This window comes from Bacillus sp. LR--39, from assembly GCF_053613335.1.
This window is the reverse complement of record NZ_JBSIOT010000001.1, coordinates 1,597,793-1,620,717: the sequence shown is the minus strand read 5'-3', so window position 1 is coordinate 1,620,717 and position 22,925 is coordinate 1,597,793. Positions and strand designations below refer to the sequence as shown.

Sequence of the window (22,925 nt, the reverse complement as noted above, 5' to 3'; positions counted from 1 at the left end):
ATCGGCAAATTACATAAGGTAATGAAAAATCTTTCTAAAAAGACCTTTAAAAATTCTCCCAATATCATTAGAATAATTACGTACTACATTTGAGAGGCAGAAGGAACTATCTTATGAAATTAAAACTGAAGAAATTCATACAGATCTTGTCGCCTGCACAGCTGATTGCATTATATTATTTTCTTGCTGTAACGGTGGCATTTATTTTGCTAAGTCTGCCGGCCGCCCACAAACAAGGGGCCAGCTGGTCGTTTATAGACGCGCTGTTTACGGCTGTCAGCTCAGTCAGTGTCACCGGTTTAACGGTCGTCAACACGGCTGATACATTCAGCACGGCCGGGATTGTCATTTTGGCTTTCGTGCTTCAATTCGGCGGAATCGGCATCATGACGCTCGGAACATTCGTCTGGCTCATTATGGGCAAACGGATCGGTCTGCGGGAACGGAAGCTCATCATGGTGGATCAGAATCAATCGCAGTTTTCCGGTATCGTCAACCTGATGAAGCAAGTGCTGTTTTTGATTTTATTAATCGAGTTTTTAGGCGGCATCATCTTAGGAACATATTTTTTAACGTATTATGATTCGTTTGAACAGGCGTACTTGCACGGATTCTTTGCGAGCGTCAGCGCCACGACAAACGGCGGTTTTGATATTACGGGAAATTCACTCGTCCCGTTCAGACATGACTATTTCGTGCAGTTTATTACGATGCTTCTGATTATTTTCGGTGCGATCGGTTTTCCGGTGCTCGTAGAAGTAAAAGACTTTTTGTTTTCAAAACAGCGCAGATACTCATTCACGCTGTTTACGAAAATTACGACCGTTACGTTCGGAATGCTCGTTTTGTTCGGAGCCGTGGGCATTTACGCGCTTGAAGCAAGCCATGTCATGAAGGGGAAAAGCTGGCATGATGTTTTATTTTTATGTCTCTTTCAATCAACCGCTACGCGAAGCGGCGGGCTTGCGACAATTGATATCAGCCAGCTGTCGGCGCCGACATTATTTTTCATCTGTGCCCTCATGTTTATCGGCGCATCACCGAGCTCGGTCGGCGGCGGAATCCGTACGACGACATTTGCGCTTAACCTGCTTGCCCTGTTTCATTTTGCCCGGGGGAATAAAGCGGTCAAGGTCTTTAAACGCGAGCTTCATCAGGCTGATGTCATGAAGTCGCTGGTCGTCACGATGATGGCGATTTTGCTCGTGTTCGGATCGACGCTGATTCTGTCCGTGACGGAGAAAAATCAGACGCTCCTCGGACTGCTTTTTGAAGTGTGTTCCGCATTTGGAACGACCGGCCTGTCGCTTGGGATTACTCCGCATTTAAGCGACATCGGAAAATGCGTGATCATGATTGTGATGTTTATCGGCCGGATCGGCATTTTGACGTTCCTTTATTTGATCGGCCGAAAAGAAATCGAAGCAAATTATCACTATCCGAAGGAAAGAATGATTATCGGCTGACACCGCTTTTCAGAAAGCGGTGTTTTTTATTGCCGTAAAATGGATGTGTGGAAACAGTTTTTTTGGAGATTCTACTTGTAAAGAGGTGACGTCATTGTTTGCCGTATTTTGGAAGTCGGTAATTATGATAGCGGTCGGTACCTTTTTATTGCGGATTGCCGGACGGAAATCAATCAGCCAGCTGTCGGTGACCCAGACAGTCATCATGATTTCGATCGGCTCGATTATTATTCAGCCGTTTATTGAACATAATTTATGGGAAACCATTTTCGCGGCGGCGATTTTTATTGCGGTATTAATCCTGATGGAATATTTAGAAATCAAATCAAGTTTTTTTGAGTTTTTATTTTCAGGAAAAACCGTCGCCGTTGTCAGAAACGGAAAAATCATCCCGGAAAACTTAAAAAAAATGCGTTTTACCGAAGCTCAGCTGTCAATGAGGATCAGGCAGGAAGGCCTCGGAGACATTCAAGATTTTAAATATGTGCTGCTTGAGCCGAACGGACAGATCGGCTATGAACTCATTGATGAGGCCAAAAACGTGACAGTGCGCGACTTGAAAGAAATGCTTGATGAATTCAAAACAGATTTGCTGACAGAAGGAGGAAATCAAATGAAACGCAAAGCAGCAAAGAATGAAGCTTTGACCAACAACAACACACCGACTGAGAGCATGGACAAAGATGCATACAAAACACAATATGACGGTGATCCCGGACTGAGAGGCGCAAACCGCAAATCAAAACACGGCAAACAAGGAGGCGAGTAACATGACGAAAAAAAACCGCCACAGCAAAGACATGCAAAACCATAAAAAGCCGATGGACCCTAAATTGCTTGAAGAAGAGTTTGCAAGCGAGCTCGGTGATTATAACGCCGGAAAATGGATTGAAACGCTTGAACAGACGAAGCCAAAGAAAAAAGAAGACGGCAAACAATAAAAAATACCTCTTAGGCGGCAACGCTTAAGAGGTATTTGCATTATTTCAAATAAGCACCGTTTCTTGTTCCTTTCACCGCTTCAAGCAAACCGGTTATCCGCAGCTCAATAAACGGCTGTGCGGCCGTTTTCACCGCATTGCTGGAGAGAATGGACGTAAGAGCGGCCGTTAAAATTAAGAGCATGACTAAATTCTGATAATCAGACAAGTGATCTTCAAGCCCGATCTGCCGCAGCGTTTTTATAATGAATCCATGCAGCAGATACACGTAAAACGTTCTCGTACCCCATTTCGTAAAGAAATAACGCCTTTGCGGAACGAGCGCTAAAAAGCTGAAAGTGGCGGCAAAGGCCAAAACATACCAGCCGATGCGCGACAGACCGCTCAACAGCGACACTGTGCCGAATGTAGAATAAGGCTCCGATCCGAACAGCCACGAGTAATCAAAATCAATACACCAGCATAAGAGGAAAACAATCCCCAGTACGCCCGCGGCAATCTGCCTGCCTCTTTTAGCCCGAAGCAAATCAAAGTGCTGTTTCTTTAAATAAAACCCGACGAGAAACATCGGAAGAAAGACAAACGTCCGTGAAAGACTCAGTGTGCTGCTGATAAAATCAAGATACCCGATCATGACGGCAAGCCCGCAGCTCGCCCCAAGCGCCCACATTTTCGGCAGCTTCGTAAAGGGATAAAGTAGCAGATTCCAAAAGAATAAGCTGACTAAAAACCAGAGAGACCACTGCGGATCAATCGGATTGACGCTTGCCATGCTTTCATCCTGAATCAAATAGTAAAAAACTGAGTAAATGCCCTGAAAAATCAAGTACGGAATAATCAGCTTCACAGCCAGCTTCTTCACATAACCTTTCCGCTTAAAGTTTTTTGCGAAATAGCCGGAAACCAGGATAAAGGCCGGCATATGAAAAGTATAAATGAATTTGTAGAGATGGAGCATAAACTCATTTCCGTTAATAAATGACCGGAGGATATGGCCGAACACCACCAGAAAAATCAAGATAAACTTGGCGTTGTCAAAGTAACTGTCTCGCGATTTTGTCATAGCATCACCTTCTCTTCAAAAATCATCCACTGCATGATTATTTCCTGTTGTTGTTCATTTTAAAATAAAAAATAAAAAATTGAAGGAGGACAAAAGGGATTGTTAGGATGATGTAATGGGGAGGTAAGGATCGTAGAAAAAGACTTTAACTTGTCATATCATTGAAATTTTCTGAAATGTATAGGGCGAATGAAGGAAGATGAGGTATTTTGTAGAAATATTGAAGGATAGGTTTTTGAAGAAGGAGTGTACTGAATGGCTGAAACTCTGGATTTGCAAACAAAAGAGTCGCTGAAAGAGCAGCTGAAGCGGATGAAAGAGGAAAATGACCGCCTGAAGAGTGATTTGAACCGGTATCACGTGATTATGAATAACACGCTTGATGCCATTTTTATATGCCGTAAGGAAATGAAAATCGTCCAGGCGAACGAGGCTGCGGCCCGGATGATGCAGATTGAGGCAGAGAGCCTCATTAACCGCTCCGTCCTGGATTTTTTATATTCCGTGCCTCAGGAAGAACTGAATAAGGCCGTGAAAAAGTTTTTAAAAAAAGGCCATCTGTGGAAAGAGGTGCCGATTAAGCTTGACAGCGGCGCGACGAAATACATTGAATTCCTCGCCAGAGACGGAATTGGGGAGGATTATTTTTTTGTGGTGATGAGGGATATCTCCTCTAAAAAAATATTAGAGCGCGAATTCTCCATGAACGAGCAGCTGTTTAAAGATTTGTTTGACAGGGCTGTCGACGGCATCGTGCTGTTTGATAAGGACGGCGGGTTTATTGATGCGAACCTCTCTTTTTGCAAAAGCTTTGAGATCGGCCAGAATGAATTGTCCCATCTGTCGCTCCGCCATTTTACCGACGGAGAAAACAAAAAGCATCTGAAAGAAATCTGGGAAACCCTCCGCAGAAAAGGAAACGCCAAAGGAGAACTGCCTGTCAAGCTTCGGTCCGGCGAAGAGAAGCTGTTTGAATTTACGATTACGTCCAACTTAATCAGCGGGTTCTACATGTCTATTATGAGAGACATAACAGAGAAACGGTTGATGGAATTGAAACTCTTTAAAAGCGAAGAGCGATTCCGCGAAATTTTTGAAAACGCCATGGACGCGATTGTCATTTGGTCTGATGACGGAAAGATTGCCAAAGCAAACGAATCGGCGTGCCGCATTTTCGAACTGCCGATGGATAAGCTGGTGGAGCGGAATTTATGTACGTTTATCGTTGATCCGCAGAAAAAATACAAGCAGATTAAGAAGAAATATGAAAAATACGGAGAAATCCGTGAAGAAATGCTGTTTCAGATGGCAAACGGCCAATTTAAAGAGCTTGAGTTCACATCAAAACGAACCATACTTGAAGGTCAGCATTTAACCATTTTAAGAAATGTCAGTGATCGTAAGCGGATGGAAAAAGAATTGCGGGAAAGCGAGCTGAAATTCAGAAAAGTATTCAACGGCTCAATGGACGGCAAGGTCTTATTTGACAACCAATTCCGCATTATTGACGCGAATCCTCTCGCAAGCCGTATACTCGGTATGCCGGATGAGGAGCTGAGAGCGTACACCGTTCCGGATATTCTTTCTTTATTTGATATTGAAAACGCGGGTGTTCCCGCCAGAAAGATTGATTTAGAAGGAATGGATAATGAAATCCCCTTCCTGTTAAGCAGCAGCGACAGCCGCAAACTGGAATTCTCCTTCAAAAGAAATATCATTCAAAATATGAATCTGGCCATCTTTAAAGATGTCACAGAGGCCAAAGAGCTTGAAGAGAGGCTGCGGAAATCCGACACTCTTCATGTTGTAGGGGAGCTGGCGGCGGGTATCGCCCACGAAATCAGAAACCCGATGACGGCGCTGAAAGGGTTCATTCAGCTTCTTCAAGGAAGCATTGAAGGTGAATATTCTCTGTACTTTAACGTCATTACCTCAGAATTAAAACGCATCGAGTCTATCATCACTGAATTTTTAATTTTAGCGAAACCTCAGGCGATATTATATGAAGAAAAAGACGTGACGCAGATTATGAAAGACACGGCTGATCTTTTGAATGCCCAGGCCAATCTTGTTAATGTGCAGATCCATCTGAACCTGACCGGAAACATCCCGCCGATTTACTGTGAACCGAATCAATTAAAACAGGTGTTTATCAATATTTTAAAAAACGCAATTGAAGTCATGCCGGGCGGCGGCAATATCTACGTGACCATTCAGTCTTCTGATCAAGACCACATTTTGATTTCTATTCAAGATGAAGGAACAGGCATTTCCGAAGACAAATTAAAACGTCTGGGTGAACCATTTTACACGACAAAAGACAGGGGAACGGGCCTCGGCCTCATGGTCAGTTATAAAATCATCGAAGAGCATCAGGGCCGCATTCATGTGGAAAGTGAAGAAGGGAAGGGCACGGTTTTTCATTTGACGCTTCCGGTCCGGCAGAATACGGAAGAAAGAAGGAGCGGGGAATGATCTGTTTTACAAGTGTGAAAGCGCCGTTTGGAACCGTCATCGTAACAGAGGAAGAGAGCTTTATTACCGGCCTGTTTCTCACCGGGGAAGAGTTTGAGAAATGGCGGAAAGGCGCGCCCGGCGTAAAGCCGTGCGAAACCGCTTTGCTGTCGGAGGCGAAACAGCAGCTGACAGCATATTTTTCAGGAGAAAGAAAGCAATTCTCTCTGCCTCTGAGACAAAAAGGCACACCCTTTCAGGAAAGGGTATGGAACGCGCTGACGATGATTCCTTACGGGGAATCCCGAAGCTACGGCGATATGGCTGAAGCGATCGGAAAACCGAAAGCGGTGCGCGCCATCGGACAAGCCAATAAACGAAACCGGCTGCCGATTTTGATCCCGTGCCATCGGGTAATCGGCAAAAACAGCGCCTTAACGGGATACGCTGGCACGAAGACGGATGTAAAAGCGGTGCTGCTGAACATCGAACAAATATCCTATAAAGAAAAATAAAGCGTATGGCACGTTCCGTTTTTTCACGTCCGACATATCATTTTATTAAGTGAAAAAAGTTGGTCTGATGAAAAAGGAGGACGAAGCCTGATGAAAATGAGCCGTCCGCAAAAGATAGCCGGTTATGCAGAGCTGTTTTTTAAAATGCATCTCATTACAGCCGTCCAAAAAGATGAAGTGATTACATTGTGCAGACAAAAAAACCGCTGACATTGCCTGAGGCAACATCATCAGCGGTTTTTCAGCTCAGCTGGCAGTCAGCGAATAATTGTTCAATTTCTTCCGTGTAAGAACCGGTCACAATTCCTTTCTCGGTTATAATGCCGGAAATCAGGCTGCCCGGTGTGATGTCAAAGGCCGGATTGAAGACCGGCACATCCTCGGGAGCGGTGCGTATGCCGGAGATCTGTCTGACTTCATCCGGATCTCTTTCTTCAATCGGAATCTGATCGCCGTTTTCAATCTGCAAGTCAAATGTCGAAAGCGGTGCGGCCACAAAAAACGGAATTTGAAAGGCGTTTGCCAAAATAGCGAGGCCGTACGTTCCGATTTTGTTGGCCGTATCACCGTTTTTTGCAATTCTGTCAGCGCCGACAATGACCGCAGAAATATGTTTTTCCTTCATTGTATGGGCGGCCATGCTGTCGGTAATGAGCGTGACATCAATTCCGCCCTGCATCAGCTCCCACGCCGTCAGCCGTGATCCTTGGAGAACGGGTCTTGTTTCACATGCGTAGATATGAAGGCCGAGGTCTTTTTGTTTTGCTAAGTAAAAGGGAGCAAGCGCCGTACCGTACCGGCTTGTGGCGATCGAGCCCGCATTGCAGATGGTCATGATCTGGTCGCCTTTTTTAAAAAGGTGCAGCGCATTTTGGCCGATCATACGGCATGTTTCTTCATCCTCAATCTGAATTTGAATGGCTTCATGGACGAGCGTTGTCTTCGCTTCATTGATTGAGATCGCATCCCTGATGGAATCCGTCAGTCTGTCAAGCGCCCACGCGAGGTTGACGGCAGTGGGCCTTGAACTGTTTAAATACGCTTTGACGTCGGCGAACTGACGTCGAAAATCTGAAAGGTCGCGGGCTTCAAACGACTTGGCGGAGAGCGCGAGCCCGAACGCCGCGGTTATACCGATGGCCGGGGCGCCCCTTACTTTCAGCGTGACAATCGCGTCGAATACATCTTCCTTTGTTTCAAGTTCCGCATATTCAGTGACGTCGGGAAGCTTTTGCTGATTTAAAATGCGAATGTAGGTTTCTTTCCATTCTACAGAACGGGGGATGGCAAATTCATTGGTCATGCTGCATCATTCCTTTACACGGAGCTTAAATTGGTCCAGAACCTCGGTGATATGCTTCAGTTTTTTTCTGTTTTCGATATAATAGGCGCCGATGTCAAGCGCCAGCTTCTTCCGTTCGATTCGTTTGTCAAACGGAGTGATTTCATCTAAGTCAGCCACGTGGGCGAGTCCGATCGTGCGCCGGATCAATTCGCATCCCGCAAAACCGACCGCTTCCTCAAACGCGTTTTTCAGTGTGTCTTCCAGCAGGTGTCTGCGGGAAGGCAGGCAGTCTTTCTCCCATGCTTCACTGAATGTTTTCACAAATGTATCCCATACGGCGGCAGTATGGTCATATAACGGCTGTCTGTCGTCACCGTCGCGGCTGAGGGCGTTTAAGAGCAGATTGGCGATAAATTGGCCGATGTCAAACCCGATCGGTCCGAAGAAAGCAAACTCGGGATCAATCACCTTTGTTTCATGTTCATCTGCGAAGATGCTTCCCGTGTGCAGATCGCCGTGAACCAATGTTTCCGCGGAATTCAGAAAGATGGCTTTCAATTCGTCAGCGCCTTCTTTCAGCCGGGAATTGTTCCAAACTTTTTCTGCGTATGGGCGCAGCTCCTCTTCAAAATCGTTTGTCTCATGGTCGAGAAACGGTTCTGTAAACACAAGCCTTTCTGTAATATTGCAAAGCTCAGGATTTGTAAACTGCTTTGCGAGCTGCTGCTTTACTTTCGCATCAAGCGCATAATCGGATGAGTAAAAAAGCGTTTTCCCTAAAAATTCACCGATATGAACCGATAAGTTCGGATAATGCTGCCCTTCCAGCAGCCCTTTTCTTGAAATCCGCAAATGGGAGAGGTCTTCCATTACCGTGACGGCCATCTCAGTATCGGAATAGTAAACGGCCGGAACGAGGTGCGGCACGTGTTCGCCCTGGCGGATGAGGGCGCTGCTTTCGATTCTCGCCCGGTCAATGGTAAGCGGCCAGCTTTCACCGACGACTTTCGCGTAAGGGATTGCCTGTTTAATAATCAGTCCTTTTTTGTTTTCTTTATCGTAAACATGAAAGACGTAATTTAAATTGCCGTCGCCGATTTCACGGCATGTCAGAGTGCTTTTGCTTTGGAATAAGCCGAGCTTGACGGCTAACGCGGCGGCGGAGCTTTCTGTTAATTGTTCATAAAGACTTGTTTTAGTTGCTGACATGGATTTACCCTCCAATTATGTAGTGGCAGTAAGAGATCGTGACGGAGAATACGCCCGAAAAAAAGCCTCCTTCTCTGAAAGAGAAGGAGGCTGAAACAGTGCAGTCCGCCTCTTATCTCTCAGATAACATCTGATGGAATTAGCACCGTGCCTTATGAGACAATCGTCTCGGCGCAAAAATCACGCGCCCCATTTCACAATGGAATTACGGTCGGTTGCTGTTGGGGTCAAAAGGCCAATCCCTCGCCCAACTCTCGATAAGAGAAAAATATATTGATTTGTATCACAATTCGGATTAATCAGTTGATGAAAATATTAGCAGGTGCCGGATATTCTTGTCAACATTTTTTTGGAAATTAATATAAATCACGCCGCAAGTCTTGGAAAACCGGAATAGTTCCCCGCACGTCCGCGCTTTCTGACACATCGATTTCCGCCCGGACTGCGCCTTCCGTCCGGTCTCCTTCGGCTAAAATCCGGCCCCACGGGTCAATAATCAGGCTGTGGCCGGCAAATTCATTATCGGGATTGGACCCCGTGCAGTTAGAGGCTGCGACAAAACATTGGTTTTCAATTGCTCTGGCGATAAGCAGGCTTCGCCAATGATCAAGGCGGGGCAGAGGCCATTCCGCAGAGATAAACAGGACATTCGCGCCCTGGGACGTATGCTTTCTGATCCATTCGGGGAAACGGATATCATAGCAGATCAGCCCGGCGCACTTGACACCGTCAAGCTCAAAGGAACCGTCGCTGTTTCCTGCTGCCAAGTAAAGGTGTTCATCCATCAGCTGAAACAGATGGGCTTTCTGATACCGCTTCACGATCTGTCCGCTGTTATCGGCGATGTACATGGTGTTATAGACATTTTCGCCTTCTTTAACCGCAAAAGATCCGGCAACGAGGTGTACGTTGTATGTTTTTGCCGTTTCTTTAAGCCATTGTTCCGAAACTTTGCCGTTTTCATCCGCCAGCTGGTCTAGCCGTGTGAGATCATAGCCGGTCGTCCACAACTCAGGAAGCACGATTACATCCGCATGGCGGCTTTCTTGCTTAATCAAAGATTCTGCTTTTTTAAAGTTTTCTGAAGGATTTCCGTATGAAATATCAAATTGCAAACAGGAAACGGTCCATTTCATTTTTTAACACCTCAAGTTTCTCTTTACTTTTTTTATTTAACCATATATGATGATGGACTATCATTTCAAGACATTTTTAGAAGGTGAAAATATGAACTTTGAAATCTCAGATGTACTCAAACAGCTGCCGGAACAATTTTTCGCATCATTGGTGCAAAAAGTGAATCAAAAGCTGAAAGAAGGCAGAGATGTCATCAATTTAGGGCAGGGAAACCCTGATCAGCCGACGCCTCAGCATATCGTTGAAGAAATGAAGCGCGCCGTCGAAAGGCCGGAAAATCATAAATACTCATCATTCCGGGGCGCTTACAGCTTCAAAAAAGCAGCCGCTGCATTTTATGAAAGGGAGTACGGGGTCACGCTTGATCCGGAAACGGAAGTCGCCGTGCTGTTCGGAGGCAAGGCGGGACTTGTTGAGCTTCCGCAATGTCTTTTAAACCCGGGAGATACCATTCTGGTGCCTGATCCCGGATATCCTGATTACTGGTCAGGCGTCGCCCTTGCGAAAGCGAAAATGGAAATGATGCCGCTGACAGAAGAAAGAGGGTTTCTCCCTGATTACAGCGTAATTCCTGAAAAGGTGCGGAGCGAGGCGAAGCTGCTGTATCTCAATTATCCGAATAATCCGACCGGCGCTGTGGCAACAGAGGCGTTTTTCGAGGAGACGGTCGGTTTTGCGGAACAAAACGGCATTTGTGTCGTTCATGATTTCGCGTACGGAGCCGTCGGCTTTGACGGGCATAAACCGCTGAGCTTTTTGCAGACCGAAGGCGCAAAAGAGACGGGAATCGAAATCTATACCTTGTCCAAAACGTATAATATGGCGGGCTGGCGGGTCGGATTTGCCGTCGGAAACGCTTCTGTCATCGAAGCGATCAACCTTTATCAGGATCATATGTTTGTCAGCCTGTTTCCCGCGGCGCAGCAGGCGGCGGCAGCCGCTCTTTTAGCGGATCAGGCATGCGTCGCAGCGCAAAATGACAGATATGAATCGAGACGTAATGCATGGATTGAAGCCTGCCGCGATATCGGCTGGGATGTGACGGCTCCGGCGGGCTCCTTTTTTGCATGGCTCCCTGTGCCTGACGGTTATACGTCACAGTCGTTTTCAGACCTGCTGCTCGAGAAAGCGGATGTCGCGGTCGCTGCGGGAAACGGGTTCGGAAAATGGGGGGAAGGCTATATAAGAGTCGGTCTTCTGACAAGTGAAGAAAGACTTAAAGAAGCTGCGGAACGGATCGGGAAACTGAATCTTTTCACCCGAAAAAGCATTGACATATCAGGATAACAATGCGATAATTCAAAATACTTTATAAAATCATTATTCTTATCAAGAGCAGGCAGAGGGACGAGCCCGATGAAGCCCGGCAACCGACTGATAAAGCACGGTGCTAATTCTTGCAGCAGGAGCTGAGAGATAAGATTCGGACATAACACGAAGCCTCTTTCTGCTCATACGGAAGAGGTTTTTTTATGTTTTGCGAAAGAAAGAGAGGCGTTCACGCATGAGCGAAGTATTGGCAACATATCTTCTGACAGACACAACGGACAGTGAAAAGCGGGCGGAACAGATTGCGGCGGGGCTGACGGTAGGCTCCTGGACTGAACTGCCCCTGGTGAAGCAGGAACAGCTCAGAAAACATAAAGGGCGGGTCGTAAAAGTTGAGGAGAAAGAAGGAACCTCAGAAAACGAAACACAATCCGTCATCACCATCGCCTATCCCGAGGCGAACTTTTCAAGAGATATCCCGGCCGTCCTGACGACGGTATTCGGAAAGCTGTCACTGGACGGAAAAATAAAATTGACTGATCTTGAATTTTCCGAAGGGTTTAAACGCTCCCTTCCCGGGCCGAAATTCGGTATATACGGCATCCGCAAACTGCTGGGCGAATTTGAAAGACCGCTTCTGATGAGCATATTTAAAGGCGTGATCGGACGGGATCTCGCCGACATTAAAGATCAGCTCAGACAGCAGGCGCTCGGCGGCGTGGATCTGATTAAAGATGACGAAATTTTCTTTGAAAATGAACTGGCTCCGTTTGAAACCCGCATTATCGAAGGAAAACAAGTCCTGAAGGAAACCCGGGAGGAGACGGGGCATAAAACGCTGTATGCCGTAAACCTTACGGGAAGGACCGCTGAATTGCGGGATAAAGCGAGGCGCGCGGCAGAACTCGGGGCGGACGCGCTTTTATTGAATGTGTTCGCTTACGGTTTAGATGTGATGCAGAGCCTTGCTGAAGACAGGGAAATCCCGCTTCCGATCATGGCGCATCCGGCAGTCAGCGGCGCGTTCACATCATCTCCCGTTTACGGCTTGTCGCATGCGCTTTTGCTCGGCAAGCTGAACCGCTATTGCGGCGCTGATTTCAGTTTATTTCCGTCACCTTACGGATCCGTTGCTCTTCCGAAGGAGTCCGCACTTGCAATCCATGATGAATGTGTAAAAGACGATGTCTTTCATCCGTCGTTTGCCGTCCCGTCAGCAGGCATTCACCCCGGTATGGTGCCATTATTGATGCGCGATTTCGGCATCGATTACATCATCAATGCCGGCGGAGGCATTCACGGCCATCCGAAAGGAGCCGAGGGCGGCGGAAAAGCGTTCCGCGCCGTCATTGATGCGGTGCTTGAAGCACAGCCGATTGAAGAAAAAGCCGCGTCGTGCAAAGATCTTCAGCTCGCGTTAGACAAATGGGGAAGGGTGGAAGCCGTATGACCCGCACACCGCTGATTATTTGTGATTTCGACGGAACGGTCACCATGAACGACAACATTGTCAGCATGATGAAAGAATTCGCGCCTCCTGAGTGGCTTGAAATAAAAGACGGTGTTCTGTCTAAAAGCATATCAATCCAAGAAGGAGTCGGACGGATGTTCGGACTGCTGCCGAGCAGCTTAAAAGAAGAACTGACCGGTTTTATCCTGAAGGATGCGAAAATACGGGACGGCTTTTTGGATTTTGTCTCGTTTGTCCGGTCAAACGGCCTCCCGTTTTATATCGTAAGCGGGGGAATGGACTTTTTTGTGCATCCGCTTTTGGAAGGGATCGTAGAAAAGGAGCGGATTTTCTGCAATCATGCATCCTTTGACAATGAATATATTCATATAGACTGGCCGCACGCCTGTGACGGAGAATGTACCAATCAATGCGGCTGCTGCAAACCGTCAGTCATCCGTAAGCTATCCGATCAGCAGAAATTTCTCGTTATGATCGGTGATTCGGTCACGGATGTCGAGGCTGCAAAGTTATCGGATATGTGCTTTGCGAGAGATTATCTTTTGACTGAATGCAAAGAACTCGGCCTCCGGCATCTGCCTTTTCAAGATTTTCATGAGGTGAAAACAGGCATTGAAAACATCGGGGAGGTGCAGGCATGGCTGCAAAAGAAGAACGCTGGCGCGAACTTGCCGAGGTAAAACGCGAACTGGCCGAAAGAGACTGGTTCCCGGCAACGAGCGGGAATCTTTCCATCAAAGTATCCGACGGGCCGCTGACTTTTCTCGTTACGGCGAGCGGAAAAGACAAACGAAAAGAAACAGACGAAGATTTTCTCTTAATCGATAAGAACGGGAAGCCCGCTGAGACCGGCCATTCTTTAAAACCCTCAGCGGAAACGCTTCTCCATACTTACTTATACCAAAAGACAGACGCCGGCTGCTGTCTGCATGTCCATACCGTCAATAATAATGTCATCTCAGAGCTTTACGGGGATGAAAAACAAATCACTTTTCAGGGGCAGGAGATGATTAAGGCGCTCGGATTATGGGAGGAAAACGCGTCCGTGACCGTTCCGATCATTGACAATCCGGCGCACATCCCGGCATTGGCCGAAAACTTCGCACACCATGCGGACGCCGGCGCAGGCGCGGTGTTAATCCGCAATCACGGCATTACGGCATGGGGGCGGACCGCATTTGAAGCGAAAAGGGTGCTGGAAGCCTATGAATTTTTATTCAGCTGTCACCTCAAGCTTCTGTCACTTCGTCCGCAGCTGGTAAAATAAAAGGAGGAATAGAAAATGGCGACCATCAGAATTCATGACGAAAAGAATACGCTCATTGAAAAACAGGAAGAAGTAGCGCGCTTCTTAGACGAACAAGAGGTGATCTATGAGCAGTGGAACATTGAAAAACTTCCGTCTGGGCTTTCGGAAAAATTCGATCTAACCGAAGATGAAAAAGAACGGATTCTCGCGGCGTTTGACACGGAGATTCAGGACATTTCAGCCCGGCGCGGATATCAGTCTCAGGATGTCATTTCTTTATCAGATACCACGCCGAATCTTGATGAATTATTAAAAAATTTCCAAAGAGAACATCACCACACGGATGATGAAGTCCGCTTTATCGTCAGCGGACACGGCATCTTCGTCATTCAAGGCAAAGACGGCACATTTTTCGACGTTCGTTTAAATCCGGGAGATTTGATTTCAGTTCCGGAGAACATCCGCCACTACTTTACGCTTCAGGAAGACCGCCGGGTCGTCGCAATCCGAATCTTCGTGACGACTGAGGGCTGGGTGCCGATTTACGAGAATGAAAGTGTGCAAAACTGATAGACGTCCGAACCTCTCATGCCCCCGCCGGCATGAGAGGTTTTTTATTGTAATGTAAAGTCAGCTGTGGCTGTTTTTTAAATCTTGAATATGCCGCATTCTGTTTATATCATTACCCGAATGGGTATTATTCTCGTATTCATGCAAAGATTCCAATACGAAATGAAAAAATAAGTTATTTAGTAAAAAAATGTTTACAAATAAAGTATAATCTGTAATAATGCTCAATAACCCAATCAAACTTGTTTCCTATTCTTTTAGCGGTGAGGGGTGAAGTGAATGGGCAGTTATTCTGAACAAGAAAAATTGCTTGTATCTATTGATAAAAAAAGAAAAATGATGATAGATGCGGCTAACAGGCAAGGGTTTACAGGATATGACACGATCAGGCACAGCCAGGAACTGGACTGTCTGATGAATGCGTATCAGCAGCTGGTAAACCGTGATCGCACACATCACCAAGGAATACAGGGCCTTGTGAAGAAAATAGGCTTGTTCTCCCGCGGTGACGTCATGCCTGCATATGAAGCAAACAAATGATTGATGATAAAACAGATAACGAAGACTGAATGCGCTTCCTGATCAAGCGCCGCATCCGAAAGATGACCGCGTACAGTCAGCACATTTTTCCGCTGGCACGGCTCACGAAGCGCCTCGTACTATCTGCCGGCCATGATGCCGTTCCTCTGGTATATCCTCTTACACATATTCTTCTTTAAATGAAAAACACCCCGATCCAGGGTGTTTTTTTCATCGAGAAGCGGCAGGGAGGGTAATGGTGACCTCTGTGCCCTTATCGACTTCGCTTTGAATGTCAATTGAACCGCCGTACATCAGCATGATTCGTTTACATACGACAAGGCCGAGGCCGGTGCCTTTTTCCTTTGACGTTACAAACGGAAGAAAAATGTGTTCAAGCATATCTTCAGAAATGCCCATTCCGTTGTCGGCCACCTTAATGACTGCTTTATGATCGCGGGCTTCTAAATAGATGGACAGCCGGCCGCCTTCCTGCATGGATTCCAAAGCGTTTTTCGCGACATTTAAAATCACCTGTTTAATATGGTCTTTCGTGCAGTTGACCTTGAGCGGCCGATTGACGAGAATCTCCACATTCACTTCCACATTATACAGATTCCCTTCAGAATAAATAATCGGCATAATCTCATCAAGAATATCCTGCAGCGAGTTCACTTCCAACCGTTCAGCAGTGGGTTTTCCAAGCACTAAAAACTCACTGACAATCTGATTGATCCGTTTAATCTCCTGCTCAATAATTGAGAAATACAGCTGATCTTCCTCCGATTTGTATTTTTTCTGCAAAAGCTGAATGAAGCCGCTGATCCCTGTAAGCGGGTTGCGGATTTCATGGGCGGTGCTGGCGGCAAGCGTTCCGATCAGCTCCAATTTCTGCGCTTCATTTTGAGCGCGCTCCAGCTGGGTCTTGCGCTTAAGCAGATAATATTGAACGAGAATGAACAGAATATTCAGCAGCACGGCAATACTGGACATCGGCAGCAGCACGCTTTTGGTCAGCTCATTCAGCTCAACCGGTTTCGGATAAACATTGATATTCCAATTAATATCATCCAGATAGCCGCTGACCGGTTTCACACCTTCTGATTGATCAGCCCGTCCGCTGGCAAATATCACTTTATTCTGATTGGTTGCCTTGACATAAACGTCAGGGCTCAGCATATTGATCATATTTCTCAAATAATCGACTTGTATGGCGGCTACTAAATAATCCGTGACTTCCCGTTTTGCGTCTAACACCGGCACGCAGATCGTGAAGATGCGCTGGCCTGTAATTCTGCTGGAGTAGTCATTTGTGATGACCGTTTTTTTCGTCTTTTTCGCCTTCGTAAAATACGGTCTGTCGGCCAAATTCACCTTTGATTTCAGATCAGTCGTGCTTGCGATGACATCACCTTTGGAATTCAGCATATACAGTCCGCTGAATCTGGGTTCATCCTCAAAAGCCTGATCGAGAATGTCAATGATCTTTTCTTCATTGACAGGCTTATCGACAGCGATCGCAAGTGTTGTCATCCGGGCTTTTGTTTCACCGATTAAATAATTGAGCTTATTGCGGTGAAGGTTGAGCATCATACTGGCTTCCTGTATGTGTTTATCGGCTATTTTCTGCTTTTCTTTTTCATAAATGAAAAAGCTGATAATAAGTGCCGGGATGATCACCAATATGAGATAAAGCTTGATCTTTCCCCGGGCACCTTTAAATGTATTCACTCTGCATCGCTCCAACATTACACTTGAATAGAGGTATTATATCATCTTTATACTTCTTTAATAAGAAAAAATAACCAAAATGATAGAAAAACAAATTATTTTATTAAGGTCAGACAAAAAGAAGAGAAATTTTGGAAACATTTTTGTTGACATTTTTCATTTTGTTTATTAATGTTTCTCTGTAACGGTTTCTTTTGTAAAAGGATGATTGAATGTATGACGGATAAAACAGAAAACTCATTGAAATTATTTATTGTACTGTCACGTGCGTACCGATCTATTAACGACCATATGAATAAACATATTCATAAGCACGGTCTGAACCCGACGGAATTTGCGGTGCTTGAGCTGCTGTACCACAAAGGCAACCAGCCGCTTCAGCAGATCGGCGACAAAATTTTATTAGCGAGCGGAAGTATTACATACGTTGTTGACAAATTAGAGAAAAAAGAACTTCTCATCAGAAAAGCCTCGCCGACTGACAGAAGAGTGACTTTCGCACAGATTTCTGAAAAGGGAATCCGTCTTTTGGACGATATTTTCCCTGATCATGCTGAAGAAATTAAGGAAATGATCAGTGTGCTGAGTGATGAAGAGATAGAAATGTGTACGGAAATGCTGAAAAGAGTGGGGTTAAACGCAAAACATTTTCATCAGAAATAAAAAAGGAAGCCATTTGAAAGGCTTCCTTTTTTATATTACTGATTTTGGTCAGTCGCGGCGTTTCTAGGCTGTATCAATACCTCGACGCGCCTGTTTTTGCTGCGCCCTTCAGCGGTTTTGTTCGACACGGCCGGTTTATACTCTCCGAAACCTTTGGCGCTGAATACTTTTGCGTCAAGTTTCGGGTTTTCCGTGAGAATAGCCATGAAGTTGACGGCCCGCATGACGCTTAAATGCCAGTTAGATTGATATTGTGAGTTTTTAATCGGCACATTGTCCGTATGTCCGCTGATGATAATGTTCCTCGGCGGATTCAGCACAAGGAGATTCGAGATTTCCTTGGCAAGCGGAATATCTTCCTGACGGATATCCGCCCGTCCGGAATCAAAAAAGATACTGTCTTTAATGGTAATTAAGAGTCCTTCTTTAGTCAGCTTTGTTTCCAGCTGAGTTTCAAGCTTTTTATTTTTTATAAATTGATTGACTTGCTTTTGCACGCCTTCAAGTTCTTCGCGGTCGGCTGCTTCTCTTTCTTTCTTTTTCTGTTCTTTATCTTTTTCCTTGTCTTTTTTTAACTGATCAACGCCGTCTTTTTCGTTTTCAGGAGGAGTGACGCTTGAATATTCAAGAACACCCGTGCCTCCGGTAAACACGGCGTTAAATGATTTAGACAGCATTTGGAATTTCGCCGCATCGACCGAGCTCATGGCGAACAATACAATGAACAGAGCCAAAAGAAGGGTGAGCAAATCCGCGTACGGGATCAGCCAAGACTCATCCACATGCTCGTCATCATGCTTCTTCTTCTTTTTTCTCGCCATTGTTTGCCTCTCCTTCTTGTTCAGCGACTTTTGCGCGTTCATTCGCAGGAAGATACATGAGAAGTTTTTGTTCGATCACTTTCGGGGCCTGTCCTTCAAGCACTGACAGAACGCCTTCGATCATGATTTCACGCAGTTTGACTTCCTGCTTTGATTTGCGTTTCAGTTTGTTGGCGAAGGGATGCCATAGTACATATCCTGTGAAAATCCCGAGAAGGGTGGCGACAAACGCCGCACTGATGGCATGTCCGAGCGCCTCGGTATTGTTCATGTTGGAAAGAGCGGCGATAAGGCCGATGACCGCACCCAAAACGCCGAGTGTCGGCGCATATGTGCCGGCTTGTGTAAAGATGGCTGCGCCGGCCTGGTGTCTGTCTTCCATCGCTTCAACTTCCTCAGTCATAATATCTCTGATAAATTCTGCGCTTTGTCCGTCAACCGCCATGCTCAGGCCGTTTTTCAAAAATGCGTCATCCACGTCTTCAATGCTTGCTTCCAATGCGAGCAGACCTTCACGTCTGGCGATTTGCGCCCATTGAGAGAACATAGGAATTAATTGCGCAATTGTCAGCTGTTTGTTTTCTTTAAACAGCACTTTAAAAAGGGCAGGCACTTTTTTGATTTCTTTTCCGGGGAATGCGATGATCACCGCAGAAATCGTACCGAACAAAATAATCAGAATAGCTGCCGGGTTAGCGAGTGCGCTTAAGCTGACCCCTTTCAGCACCATGCCCACGCTTAAAGCAATCAAGGCGAGGATGATACCGATAATCGATGTTTTATCCATAGTTTTCACCAAATCCTTTATACTAGCTTTCTATGGTTAATATCGGTGGCAGTGCATGGAACTTTAGGGTGATTGAGAAATTGTTCCCGAATTCTTCACAGTTTCTCCCTTCCGGCATGGAGATAGAAACAAAAAAGCGGCTCCCCGCGAGAAGGGAACCGCTTTTTTGTTATTGTGCCCGGACTTTGATGCCGTCCTCTTCCATTACGACATGGAAGGCTTTTATTTCGTTGTCATCCAATAAGAGATCTGTCATTTCGTCCTCGATCAATTCTTGGATGGTTCTTCTGAGCGGGCGTGCTCCGAAAGCTGGGTGGTAGCCGATTTCAGCGATTTTTTCTTTCGCATCATCGGTGACGTTCAGGCTGATGCCGCGCTCTTTTAATGTGTCTTCAAGCTCTGTGAGAAGCAGGCTGACGATTTTCACGAGATGTTCTTTTTTCAGGGATTGGAATTCAATAATGCTGTCAAACCGGTTTAAAAACTCCGGTTTGAAGAACGCGCTCAGTGAATCAATCAGCGTTTGTTCTTCCAGGACGCTCTCTTCAGATTGGAATCCCACTTTCACCTGTTTTTCGCCGGTTCCAGCGTTGCTTGTCATAATCAAAACGGTATCTTTGAAGCTGACCGTTCTGCCCTGGCTGTCTGTCAGACGGCCGTCCTCCATAATCTGCAGAAACATATGCTGGACATCAGGGTGGGCTTTTTCAATCTCATCGAGCAGCACGATGCTGTACGGATTGCGGCGCACTTTTTCCGTTAATTGCCCGGCTTCATCGTGTCCGACATATCCCGGCGGTGAACCGATAATTTTTGATACGGCGTGTTTTTCCATGTATTCACTCATATCGAGACGGATAATGGAATCTTTTGTACCGAACAGTTCATCTGCGAGTGTCTTTGATAACTCGGTTTTTCCGACTCCGGTCGGTCCGACAAAGAGGAAGGAGCCGACAGGTCTGTTTTTGGATTTTAAGCCGGCGCGGCTTCGTCTGACCGCTTTCGCCACTTTTTTCACGGCTTTTTCCTGACCGATGACGCGCTGATGAAGATGCTCTTCAAGTTCCTTCATTTTGACTTGTTCATCAGCCTGGAGTTTTCCGACCGGAATGCCTGTTTTCTGTTCAATGATGGCTTGAATATGCTCCGCCCCGATTTCAGGTGAAGAGGCCGGTGTTTCATGCGCCAGCTGCTTTTCCAACGCCGCTTCTTCATCACGCAGTTTCGCGGCAAGCTCATAATTTTCTTCATGAAGCGCTTTTGTTTTCTCCGCGTCAATTGCTTTGAGTCTCTCAGCCGCATCTTCTTCATTTACGGTATCAAGCTCCAGGTTCGCCTTAGAGCCGGCTTCATCTAATAAGTCGATCGCTTTATCCGGCAGGTGGCGGTCCTGAATGTAACGGGATGAAAGCGTAACACAGGCGTTTATCGCTTCATTGCTGAATGTGACGCCGTGGTATTTCTCGTATTTATCTTTAATGCCTTCCAGAATGCTGATGGCTTGTTCTATTGTAGGCTCGTGAACCATGACAGGCTGGAAGCGTCTTTCAAGCGCCGCATCTTTTTCAATCTGGCGGTACTCTTTCAGCGTTGTCGCCCCGATGACCTGCAGCTCGCCTCTGGCAAGCGCCGGTTTCAGGATGTTCCCGGCATCCATTGATCCCTCGGCAGAGCCGGCGCCTACAAGAAGGTGAATCTCATCAATGAACAAGATAACGTTTTTCCGTTCTTTTAATTCGTTCATTAATTGTTTCATTCTTTCTTCAAACTGGCCTCTGATCCCTGTATTGGCGACGAGAGAAGCGACGTCAAGCAGGTAAAGCTCTTTGTTTTTCAATTTGTTCGGCACATCGCCCTCAGCGATTTTAAGCGCGAGGCCTTCTGCAATAGCCGTTTTACCGACGCCCGGCTCACCGATCAGCACCGGATTGTTTTTATTCCGGCGGTTCAAAATTTCAATTACGCGCGCCACTTCATTATCGCGGCCGATCACAGGGTCAATCAGACCTGCTTTTGCGCCGTTTGTGACGTTTTGAGCGAGCTCGTCGAGCAGGCCTTTTTCAGGGCCGGCCTGCTGTTTATTTTGATTGGGAGCGAAACCTTGCTCAAACGGGAATCCGAATGATTGCGGCCCCATGCTCATAGACGGTTTTCGGGTTAATTCTGTATAACATGTTTCACATAAAACGAATTGTTTTTGAATGGAATTGACTTGCATGTTCAGGCGAATCGTCGCCTCGTTTTTCTGACAATGTTGACAACGCATTTGCCAAAACCTCCTCGAAAAATGTTTGATCATCTTTGACCAAACGGATTAGAAAATAAGGTCTTAACTTTGACCTTCTTTGATTAATAGTATAATCTGACCTTCTTTGACTTTCAAGTGTTTTGTTTTAAACCCCGAAAACAAATGTTTACAGCATGATAAGTGATATTTATAAGGTTTGATTATTTTTGACCAATATAGTCAGAAAGGAAATGAAATGCTTTGACCTTTCTTGATGAAGAGTATACGCAGGCCCTTTTTTTCTTTCAATATTTTTGCTTAGAGGAGAGAGCTGAATCTGTTTTCTTCGGGGAAGGACGATTTGTTCGTCTTTTCGGGCGACTTGTCTCATAAGCATATATAAAGGCCTGGACAAATCTGCGCTTAGCCGGAGGGTGAAATGGGACAAACAAAAGGTTCTGCGAGTCAGCTTGCATTTGTATACGTAGGAACGGTTGTAGGAGCCGGTTTTGCCACGGGACGGGAAATCGTTGAGTTTTTTCTGAAGTTTGGCTGGATCGGTCTGTTGGGTATCGTGTTAAGCGGTCTGATGTTTACATATTTAGGCGCCAAAATCATGATCATTTCCAAACGGATTCACGCAGCATCTTATCAGGAATTGAACACATATTTATTCGGCCAGTCCATCGGCCGCGCCGTAAACATGTTTATGATGTTTATATTGCTGGGAGTGACCTCTGTCATGCTGTCCGGAGCGGGAGCGCTGTTTCATGAACAGCTTGGCTGGCCCGCACAAGCGGGGATCCTTCTGACGATCGTACTGAGCTTTGCCGTCATGACAAGCGGCGTTAAAGGTGTGTTCGGCGTCAATATATTGGTTGTGCCGCTTTTAATTTCTTTCTCTTTTATCGTGACAGCTGATTCATTTGTATTTACAAGCACGAGAAACGCGGACGAATGGGTATGGCCTGACAAGTGGAATTGGCTTTTGTCCGCCGTCTCTTACGGCGCGTTAAATTTATCGCTCGCCCAAGCCGTCCTTGTGCCGCTTGCGAACGAAATGTCTTCAGAGAAGGTGATCAGAAGGGGGGCTTATATAGGCGGCGTTCTGTTGACACTGGTGCTTGCCGCGAGCTTTTTATCATTATCGGTGCTGCCGGATGTGCTGGAGTTTGACATTCCGATGGCTCAAGTTGTCTATTCGTATTCGCGTTCGCTTCATATCATTTATTTGTTTATTATTTTCGGGGAAGTGTTTACGTCGGTCATCGGCAATTTATACGGATTGGAAAAACAATTAAACAGTTTTCTTCATATAAGAAGTACATATATTTACGGCGGCATTTTGGCGTTTGCTTTCATTATCAGCCAAATCGGCTACGGACAGCTGATTTCCACCGTTTATCCGGTGTTTGGATATGTGAGCCTCGCTTTCATCGGCGCATTGATTTGCAAAAAAATCCCGAAAGAAAAATAAGGATATAAGGAAAATGTCTGTATTTTTTGGGAATTCCCCTTCTTTTTTCCTGACATTTCTGTATAATGAAT

The 22,925-nt window shown here is 46.0% G+C and carries 21 protein-coding genes and 2 riboswitches; of the genes, 13 read left to right on the top strand and 8 right to left on the bottom strand.

What is annotated here, in order from left to right; all coding sequences use genetic code 11:
* The first annotated feature begins 113 nt into the window (after positions 1-113).
* The 3 genes from ACWHAR_RS07580 to ACWHAR_RS07570 all read left to right on the top strand — a co-directional run bounded on the left by ACWHAR_RS07580 (position 114) and on the right by ACWHAR_RS07570 (position 2,407).
* Entirely contained in the window at positions 114-1,466 is a 1,353-nt protein-coding gene (locus ACWHAR_RS07580; protein ID WP_007610933.1) for a TrkH family potassium uptake protein, read from the top strand.
* A 94-nt stretch (positions 1,467-1,560) separates the two neighbouring features.
* On the top strand, positions 1,561-2,235 hold the full coding sequence (locus tag ACWHAR_RS07575; protein ID WP_032874689.1) for a DUF421 domain-containing protein: 675 nt from the start codon (positions 1,561-1,563) through the stop codon (positions 2,233-2,235).
* A 1-nt stretch (position 2,236) separates the two neighbouring features.
* On the top strand, positions 2,237-2,407 hold the full coding sequence (locus tag ACWHAR_RS07570) for a hypothetical protein (protein ID WP_007610936.1): 171 nt from the start codon (positions 2,237-2,239) through the stop codon (positions 2,405-2,407).
* Between the two features lie 40 nt (positions 2,408-2,447).
* Here ACWHAR_RS07570 and ACWHAR_RS07565 read toward each other — a convergent pair whose 3' ends face one another.
* Positions 2,448-3,470, bottom strand: coding sequence for an acyltransferase family protein (locus ACWHAR_RS07565; RefSeq protein ID WP_032874691.1), 1,023 nt, complete (start codon positions 3,468-3,470; stop codon positions 2,448-2,450).
* 255 nt (positions 3,471-3,725) lie between these two features.
* On the opposite strand from ACWHAR_RS07565, the gene ACWHAR_RS07560 reads away from it, so the two are divergent.
* Complete coding sequence (locus tag ACWHAR_RS07560) at positions 3,726-5,945, top strand: PAS domain-containing sensor histidine kinase (protein WP_032874693.1); 2,220 nt, start codon at positions 3,726-3,728, stop codon at positions 5,943-5,945.
* Entirely contained in the window at positions 5,942-6,439 is a 498-nt protein-coding gene (locus ACWHAR_RS07555; protein WP_032874695.1) for a methylated-DNA--[protein]-cysteine S-methyltransferase, read from the top strand. Before ACWHAR_RS07560 ends, ACWHAR_RS07555 begins: the two co-directional genes overlap by 4 nt.
* Before the next feature lie 241 nt (positions 6,440-6,680).
* Here the strand turns inward: ACWHAR_RS07555 and mtnA are convergent, their stop codons facing one another.
* The 3 genes from mtnA to ACWHAR_RS07540 form a co-directional block, all read right to left on the bottom strand.
* On the bottom strand, positions 6,681-7,742 hold the full coding sequence (gene mtnA, locus ACWHAR_RS07550; RefSeq protein WP_007610944.1) for an S-methyl-5-thioribose-1-phosphate isomerase: 1,062 nt from the start codon (positions 7,740-7,742) through the stop codon (positions 6,681-6,683).
* 6 nt (positions 7,743-7,748) lie between these two features.
* Positions 7,749-8,933: an S-methyl-5-thioribose kinase gene (gene mtnK / locus ACWHAR_RS07545; RefSeq protein ID WP_014417574.1), complete on the bottom strand. Its 1,185-nt coding sequence runs from the start codon at positions 8,931-8,933 to the stop codon at positions 7,749-7,751.
* 109 nt (positions 8,934-9,042) lie between these two features.
* Positions 9,043-9,197, bottom strand: a riboswitch (SAM riboswitch).
* Between the two features lie 92 nt (positions 9,198-9,289).
* Entirely contained in the window at positions 9,290-10,069 is a 780-nt protein-coding gene (locus tag ACWHAR_RS07540) for a carbon-nitrogen family hydrolase (RefSeq protein WP_032874697.1), read from the bottom strand.
* A 91-nt stretch (positions 10,070-10,160) separates the two neighbouring features.
* Between ACWHAR_RS07540 and ACWHAR_RS07535 the strand changes: the two genes are divergently transcribed.
* From ACWHAR_RS07535 to ACWHAR_RS07510, 6 genes are all read left to right on the top strand, one after another.
* The gene (locus ACWHAR_RS07535) at positions 10,161-11,357 is read left to right on the top strand and encodes a pyridoxal phosphate-dependent aminotransferase (RefSeq protein WP_014417575.1); all 1,197 of its coding nucleotides are present in this window, start codon (positions 10,161-10,163) and stop codon (positions 11,355-11,357) included.
* Positions 11,358-11,393: 36 nt separating this feature from the next.
* Positions 11,394-11,493, top strand: a riboswitch (SAM riboswitch).
* A gap of 81 nt (positions 11,494-11,574) precedes the next feature.
* The gene (gene mtnW, locus ACWHAR_RS07530) at positions 11,575-12,789 is read left to right on the top strand and encodes a 2,3-diketo-5-methylthiopentyl-1-phosphate enolase (protein WP_032874699.1); all 1,215 of its coding nucleotides are present in this window, start codon (positions 11,575-11,577) and stop codon (positions 12,787-12,789) included.
* Positions 12,786-13,490, top strand: coding sequence for a 2-hydroxy-3-keto-5-methylthiopentenyl-1-phosphate phosphatase (gene mtnX, locus ACWHAR_RS07525; protein WP_032874701.1), 705 nt, complete (start codon positions 12,786-12,788; stop codon positions 13,488-13,490). The genes mtnW and mtnX overlap by 4 nt, the downstream gene beginning before the upstream one ends.
* A complete protein-coding gene (locus ACWHAR_RS07520; protein ID WP_032874703.1) occupies positions 13,448-14,077 on the top strand; it encodes a methylthioribulose 1-phosphate dehydratase in 630 nt (209 codons plus the stop codon). Before mtnX ends, ACWHAR_RS07520 begins: the two co-directional genes overlap by 43 nt.
* A gap of 15 nt (positions 14,078-14,092) precedes the next feature.
* A complete protein-coding gene (locus ACWHAR_RS07515; RefSeq protein ID WP_032874705.1) occupies positions 14,093-14,629 on the top strand; it encodes a 1,2-dihydroxy-3-keto-5-methylthiopentene dioxygenase in 537 nt (178 codons plus the stop codon).
* A gap of 279 nt (positions 14,630-14,908) precedes the next feature.
* Positions 14,909-15,169 (top strand): aspartyl-phosphate phosphatase Spo0E family protein, encoded by a 261-nt coding sequence (locus ACWHAR_RS07510; protein WP_003154690.1) that lies wholly within the window; start codon positions 14,909-14,911, stop codon positions 15,167-15,169.
* A 210-nt stretch (positions 15,170-15,379) separates the two neighbouring features.
* Here ACWHAR_RS07510 and ACWHAR_RS07505 read toward each other — a convergent pair whose 3' ends face one another.
* A complete protein-coding gene (locus ACWHAR_RS07505) occupies positions 15,380-16,897 on the bottom strand; it encodes an ATP-binding protein (RefSeq protein ID WP_046559543.1) in 1,518 nt (505 codons plus the stop codon).
* Positions 16,898-17,095: 198 nt separating this feature from the next.
* Between ACWHAR_RS07505 and ACWHAR_RS07500 the strand changes: the two genes are divergently transcribed.
* On the top strand, positions 17,096-17,542 hold the full coding sequence (locus tag ACWHAR_RS07500; protein WP_003154686.1) for a MarR family winged helix-turn-helix transcriptional regulator: 447 nt from the start codon (positions 17,096-17,098) through the stop codon (positions 17,540-17,542).
* Positions 17,543-17,577: 35 nt separating this feature from the next.
* Here the strand turns inward: ACWHAR_RS07500 and motB are convergent, their stop codons facing one another.
* The 3 genes from motB to clpE all read right to left on the bottom strand — a co-directional run bounded on the left by motB (position 17,578) and on the right by clpE (position 21,416).
* Positions 17,578-18,363, bottom strand: coding sequence for a flagellar motor protein MotB (gene motB, locus ACWHAR_RS07495; protein ID WP_003154685.1), 786 nt, complete (start codon positions 18,361-18,363; stop codon positions 17,578-17,580).
* Positions 18,335-19,150 carry a flagellar motor stator protein MotA gene (gene motA, locus ACWHAR_RS07490; RefSeq protein WP_007408461.1) on the bottom strand — a complete coding sequence of 272 codons (816 nt, stop codon included), beginning with the start codon at positions 19,148-19,150 and terminating at the stop codon, positions 18,335-18,337. Before motA ends, motB begins: the two co-directional genes overlap by 29 nt.
* A 169-nt stretch (positions 19,151-19,319) precedes the next feature.
* The gene (gene clpE / locus ACWHAR_RS07485; protein ID WP_032874707.1) at positions 19,320-21,416 is read right to left on the bottom strand and encodes an ATP-dependent protease ATP-binding subunit ClpE; all 2,097 of its coding nucleotides are present in this window, start codon (positions 21,414-21,416) and stop codon (positions 19,320-19,322) included.
* A 400-nt stretch (positions 21,417-21,816) separates the two neighbouring features.
* Here clpE and ACWHAR_RS07480 point away from each other — a divergent pair, with 400 nt between their 5' ends.
* Positions 21,817-22,854 carry a YkvI family membrane protein gene (locus ACWHAR_RS07480; protein WP_032874708.1) on the top strand — a complete coding sequence of 346 codons (1,038 nt, stop codon included), beginning with the start codon at positions 21,817-21,819 and terminating at the stop codon, positions 22,852-22,854.
* The last annotated feature ends 71 nt before the right edge of the window (positions 22,855-22,925 follow it).

What these genes read in the sequence shown, in the direction of transcription:
- ACWHAR_RS07580 (WP_007610933.1), top strand. Translation starts at nt 114, where the DNA reads ATGAAATTAAAACTGAAGAAATTCATACAGATCTTGTCGCCTGCACAG.
- ACWHAR_RS07570 (WP_007610936.1), top strand. Translation starts at nt 2,237, where the DNA reads ATGACGAAAAAAAACCGCCACAGCAAAGACATGCAAAACCATAAAAAG.
- ACWHAR_RS07565 (WP_032874691.1), bottom strand. Translation starts at nt 3,470, where the DNA reads ATGACAAAATCGCGAGACAGTTACTTTGACAACGCCAAGTTTATCTTG.
- ACWHAR_RS07560 (WP_032874693.1), top strand. Translation starts at nt 3,726, where the DNA reads ATGGCTGAAACTCTGGATTTGCAAACAAAAGAGTCGCTGAAAGAGCAG.
- ACWHAR_RS07555 (WP_032874695.1), top strand. Translation starts at nt 5,942, where the DNA reads ATGATCTGTTTTACAAGTGTGAAAGCGCCGTTTGGAACCGTCATCGTA.
- mtnA (WP_007610944.1), bottom strand. Translation starts at nt 7,742, where the DNA reads ATGACCAATGAATTTGCCATCCCCCGTTCTGTAGAATGGAAAGAAACC.
- mtnK (WP_014417574.1), bottom strand. Translation starts at nt 8,933, where the DNA reads ATGTCAGCAACTAAAACAAGTCTTTATGAACAATTAACAGAAAGCTCC.
- ACWHAR_RS07540 (WP_032874697.1), bottom strand. Translation starts at nt 10,069, where the DNA reads ATGAAATGGACCGTTTCCTGTTTGCAATTTGATATTTCATACGGAAAT.
- ACWHAR_RS07535 (WP_014417575.1), top strand. Translation starts at nt 10,161, where the DNA reads ATGAACTTTGAAATCTCAGATGTACTCAAACAGCTGCCGGAACAATTT.
- mtnW (WP_032874699.1), top strand. Translation starts at nt 11,575, where the DNA reads ATGAGCGAAGTATTGGCAACATATCTTCTGACAGACACAACGGACAGT.
- mtnX (WP_032874701.1), top strand. Translation starts at nt 12,786, where the DNA reads ATGACCCGCACACCGCTGATTATTTGTGATTTCGACGGAACGGTCACC.
- ACWHAR_RS07520 (WP_032874703.1), top strand. Translation starts at nt 13,448, where the DNA reads ATGGCTGCAAAAGAAGAACGCTGGCGCGAACTTGCCGAGGTAAAACGC.
- ACWHAR_RS07515 (WP_032874705.1), top strand. Translation starts at nt 14,093, where the DNA reads ATGGCGACCATCAGAATTCATGACGAAAAGAATACGCTCATTGAAAAA.
- ACWHAR_RS07510 (WP_003154690.1), top strand. Translation starts at nt 14,909, where the DNA reads ATGGGCAGTTATTCTGAACAAGAAAAATTGCTTGTATCTATTGATAAA.
- ACWHAR_RS07505 (WP_046559543.1), bottom strand. Translation starts at nt 16,897, where the DNA reads ATGTTGGAGCGATGCAGAGTGAATACATTTAAAGGTGCCCGGGGAAAG.
- ACWHAR_RS07500 (WP_003154686.1), top strand. Translation starts at nt 17,096, where the DNA reads ATGACGGATAAAACAGAAAACTCATTGAAATTATTTATTGTACTGTCA.
- motB (WP_003154685.1), bottom strand. Translation starts at nt 18,363, where the DNA reads ATGGCGAGAAAAAAGAAGAAGAAGCATGATGACGAGCATGTGGATGAG.
- motA (WP_007408461.1), bottom strand. Translation starts at nt 19,150, where the DNA reads ATGGATAAAACATCGATTATCGGTATCATCCTCGCCTTGATTGCTTTA.
- clpE (WP_032874707.1), bottom strand. Translation starts at nt 21,416, where the DNA reads ATGCGTTGTCAACATTGTCAGAAAAACGAGGCGACGATTCGCCTGAAC.
- ACWHAR_RS07480 (WP_032874708.1), top strand. Translation starts at nt 21,817, where the DNA reads ATGGGACAAACAAAAGGTTCTGCGAGTCAGCTTGCATTTGTATACGTA.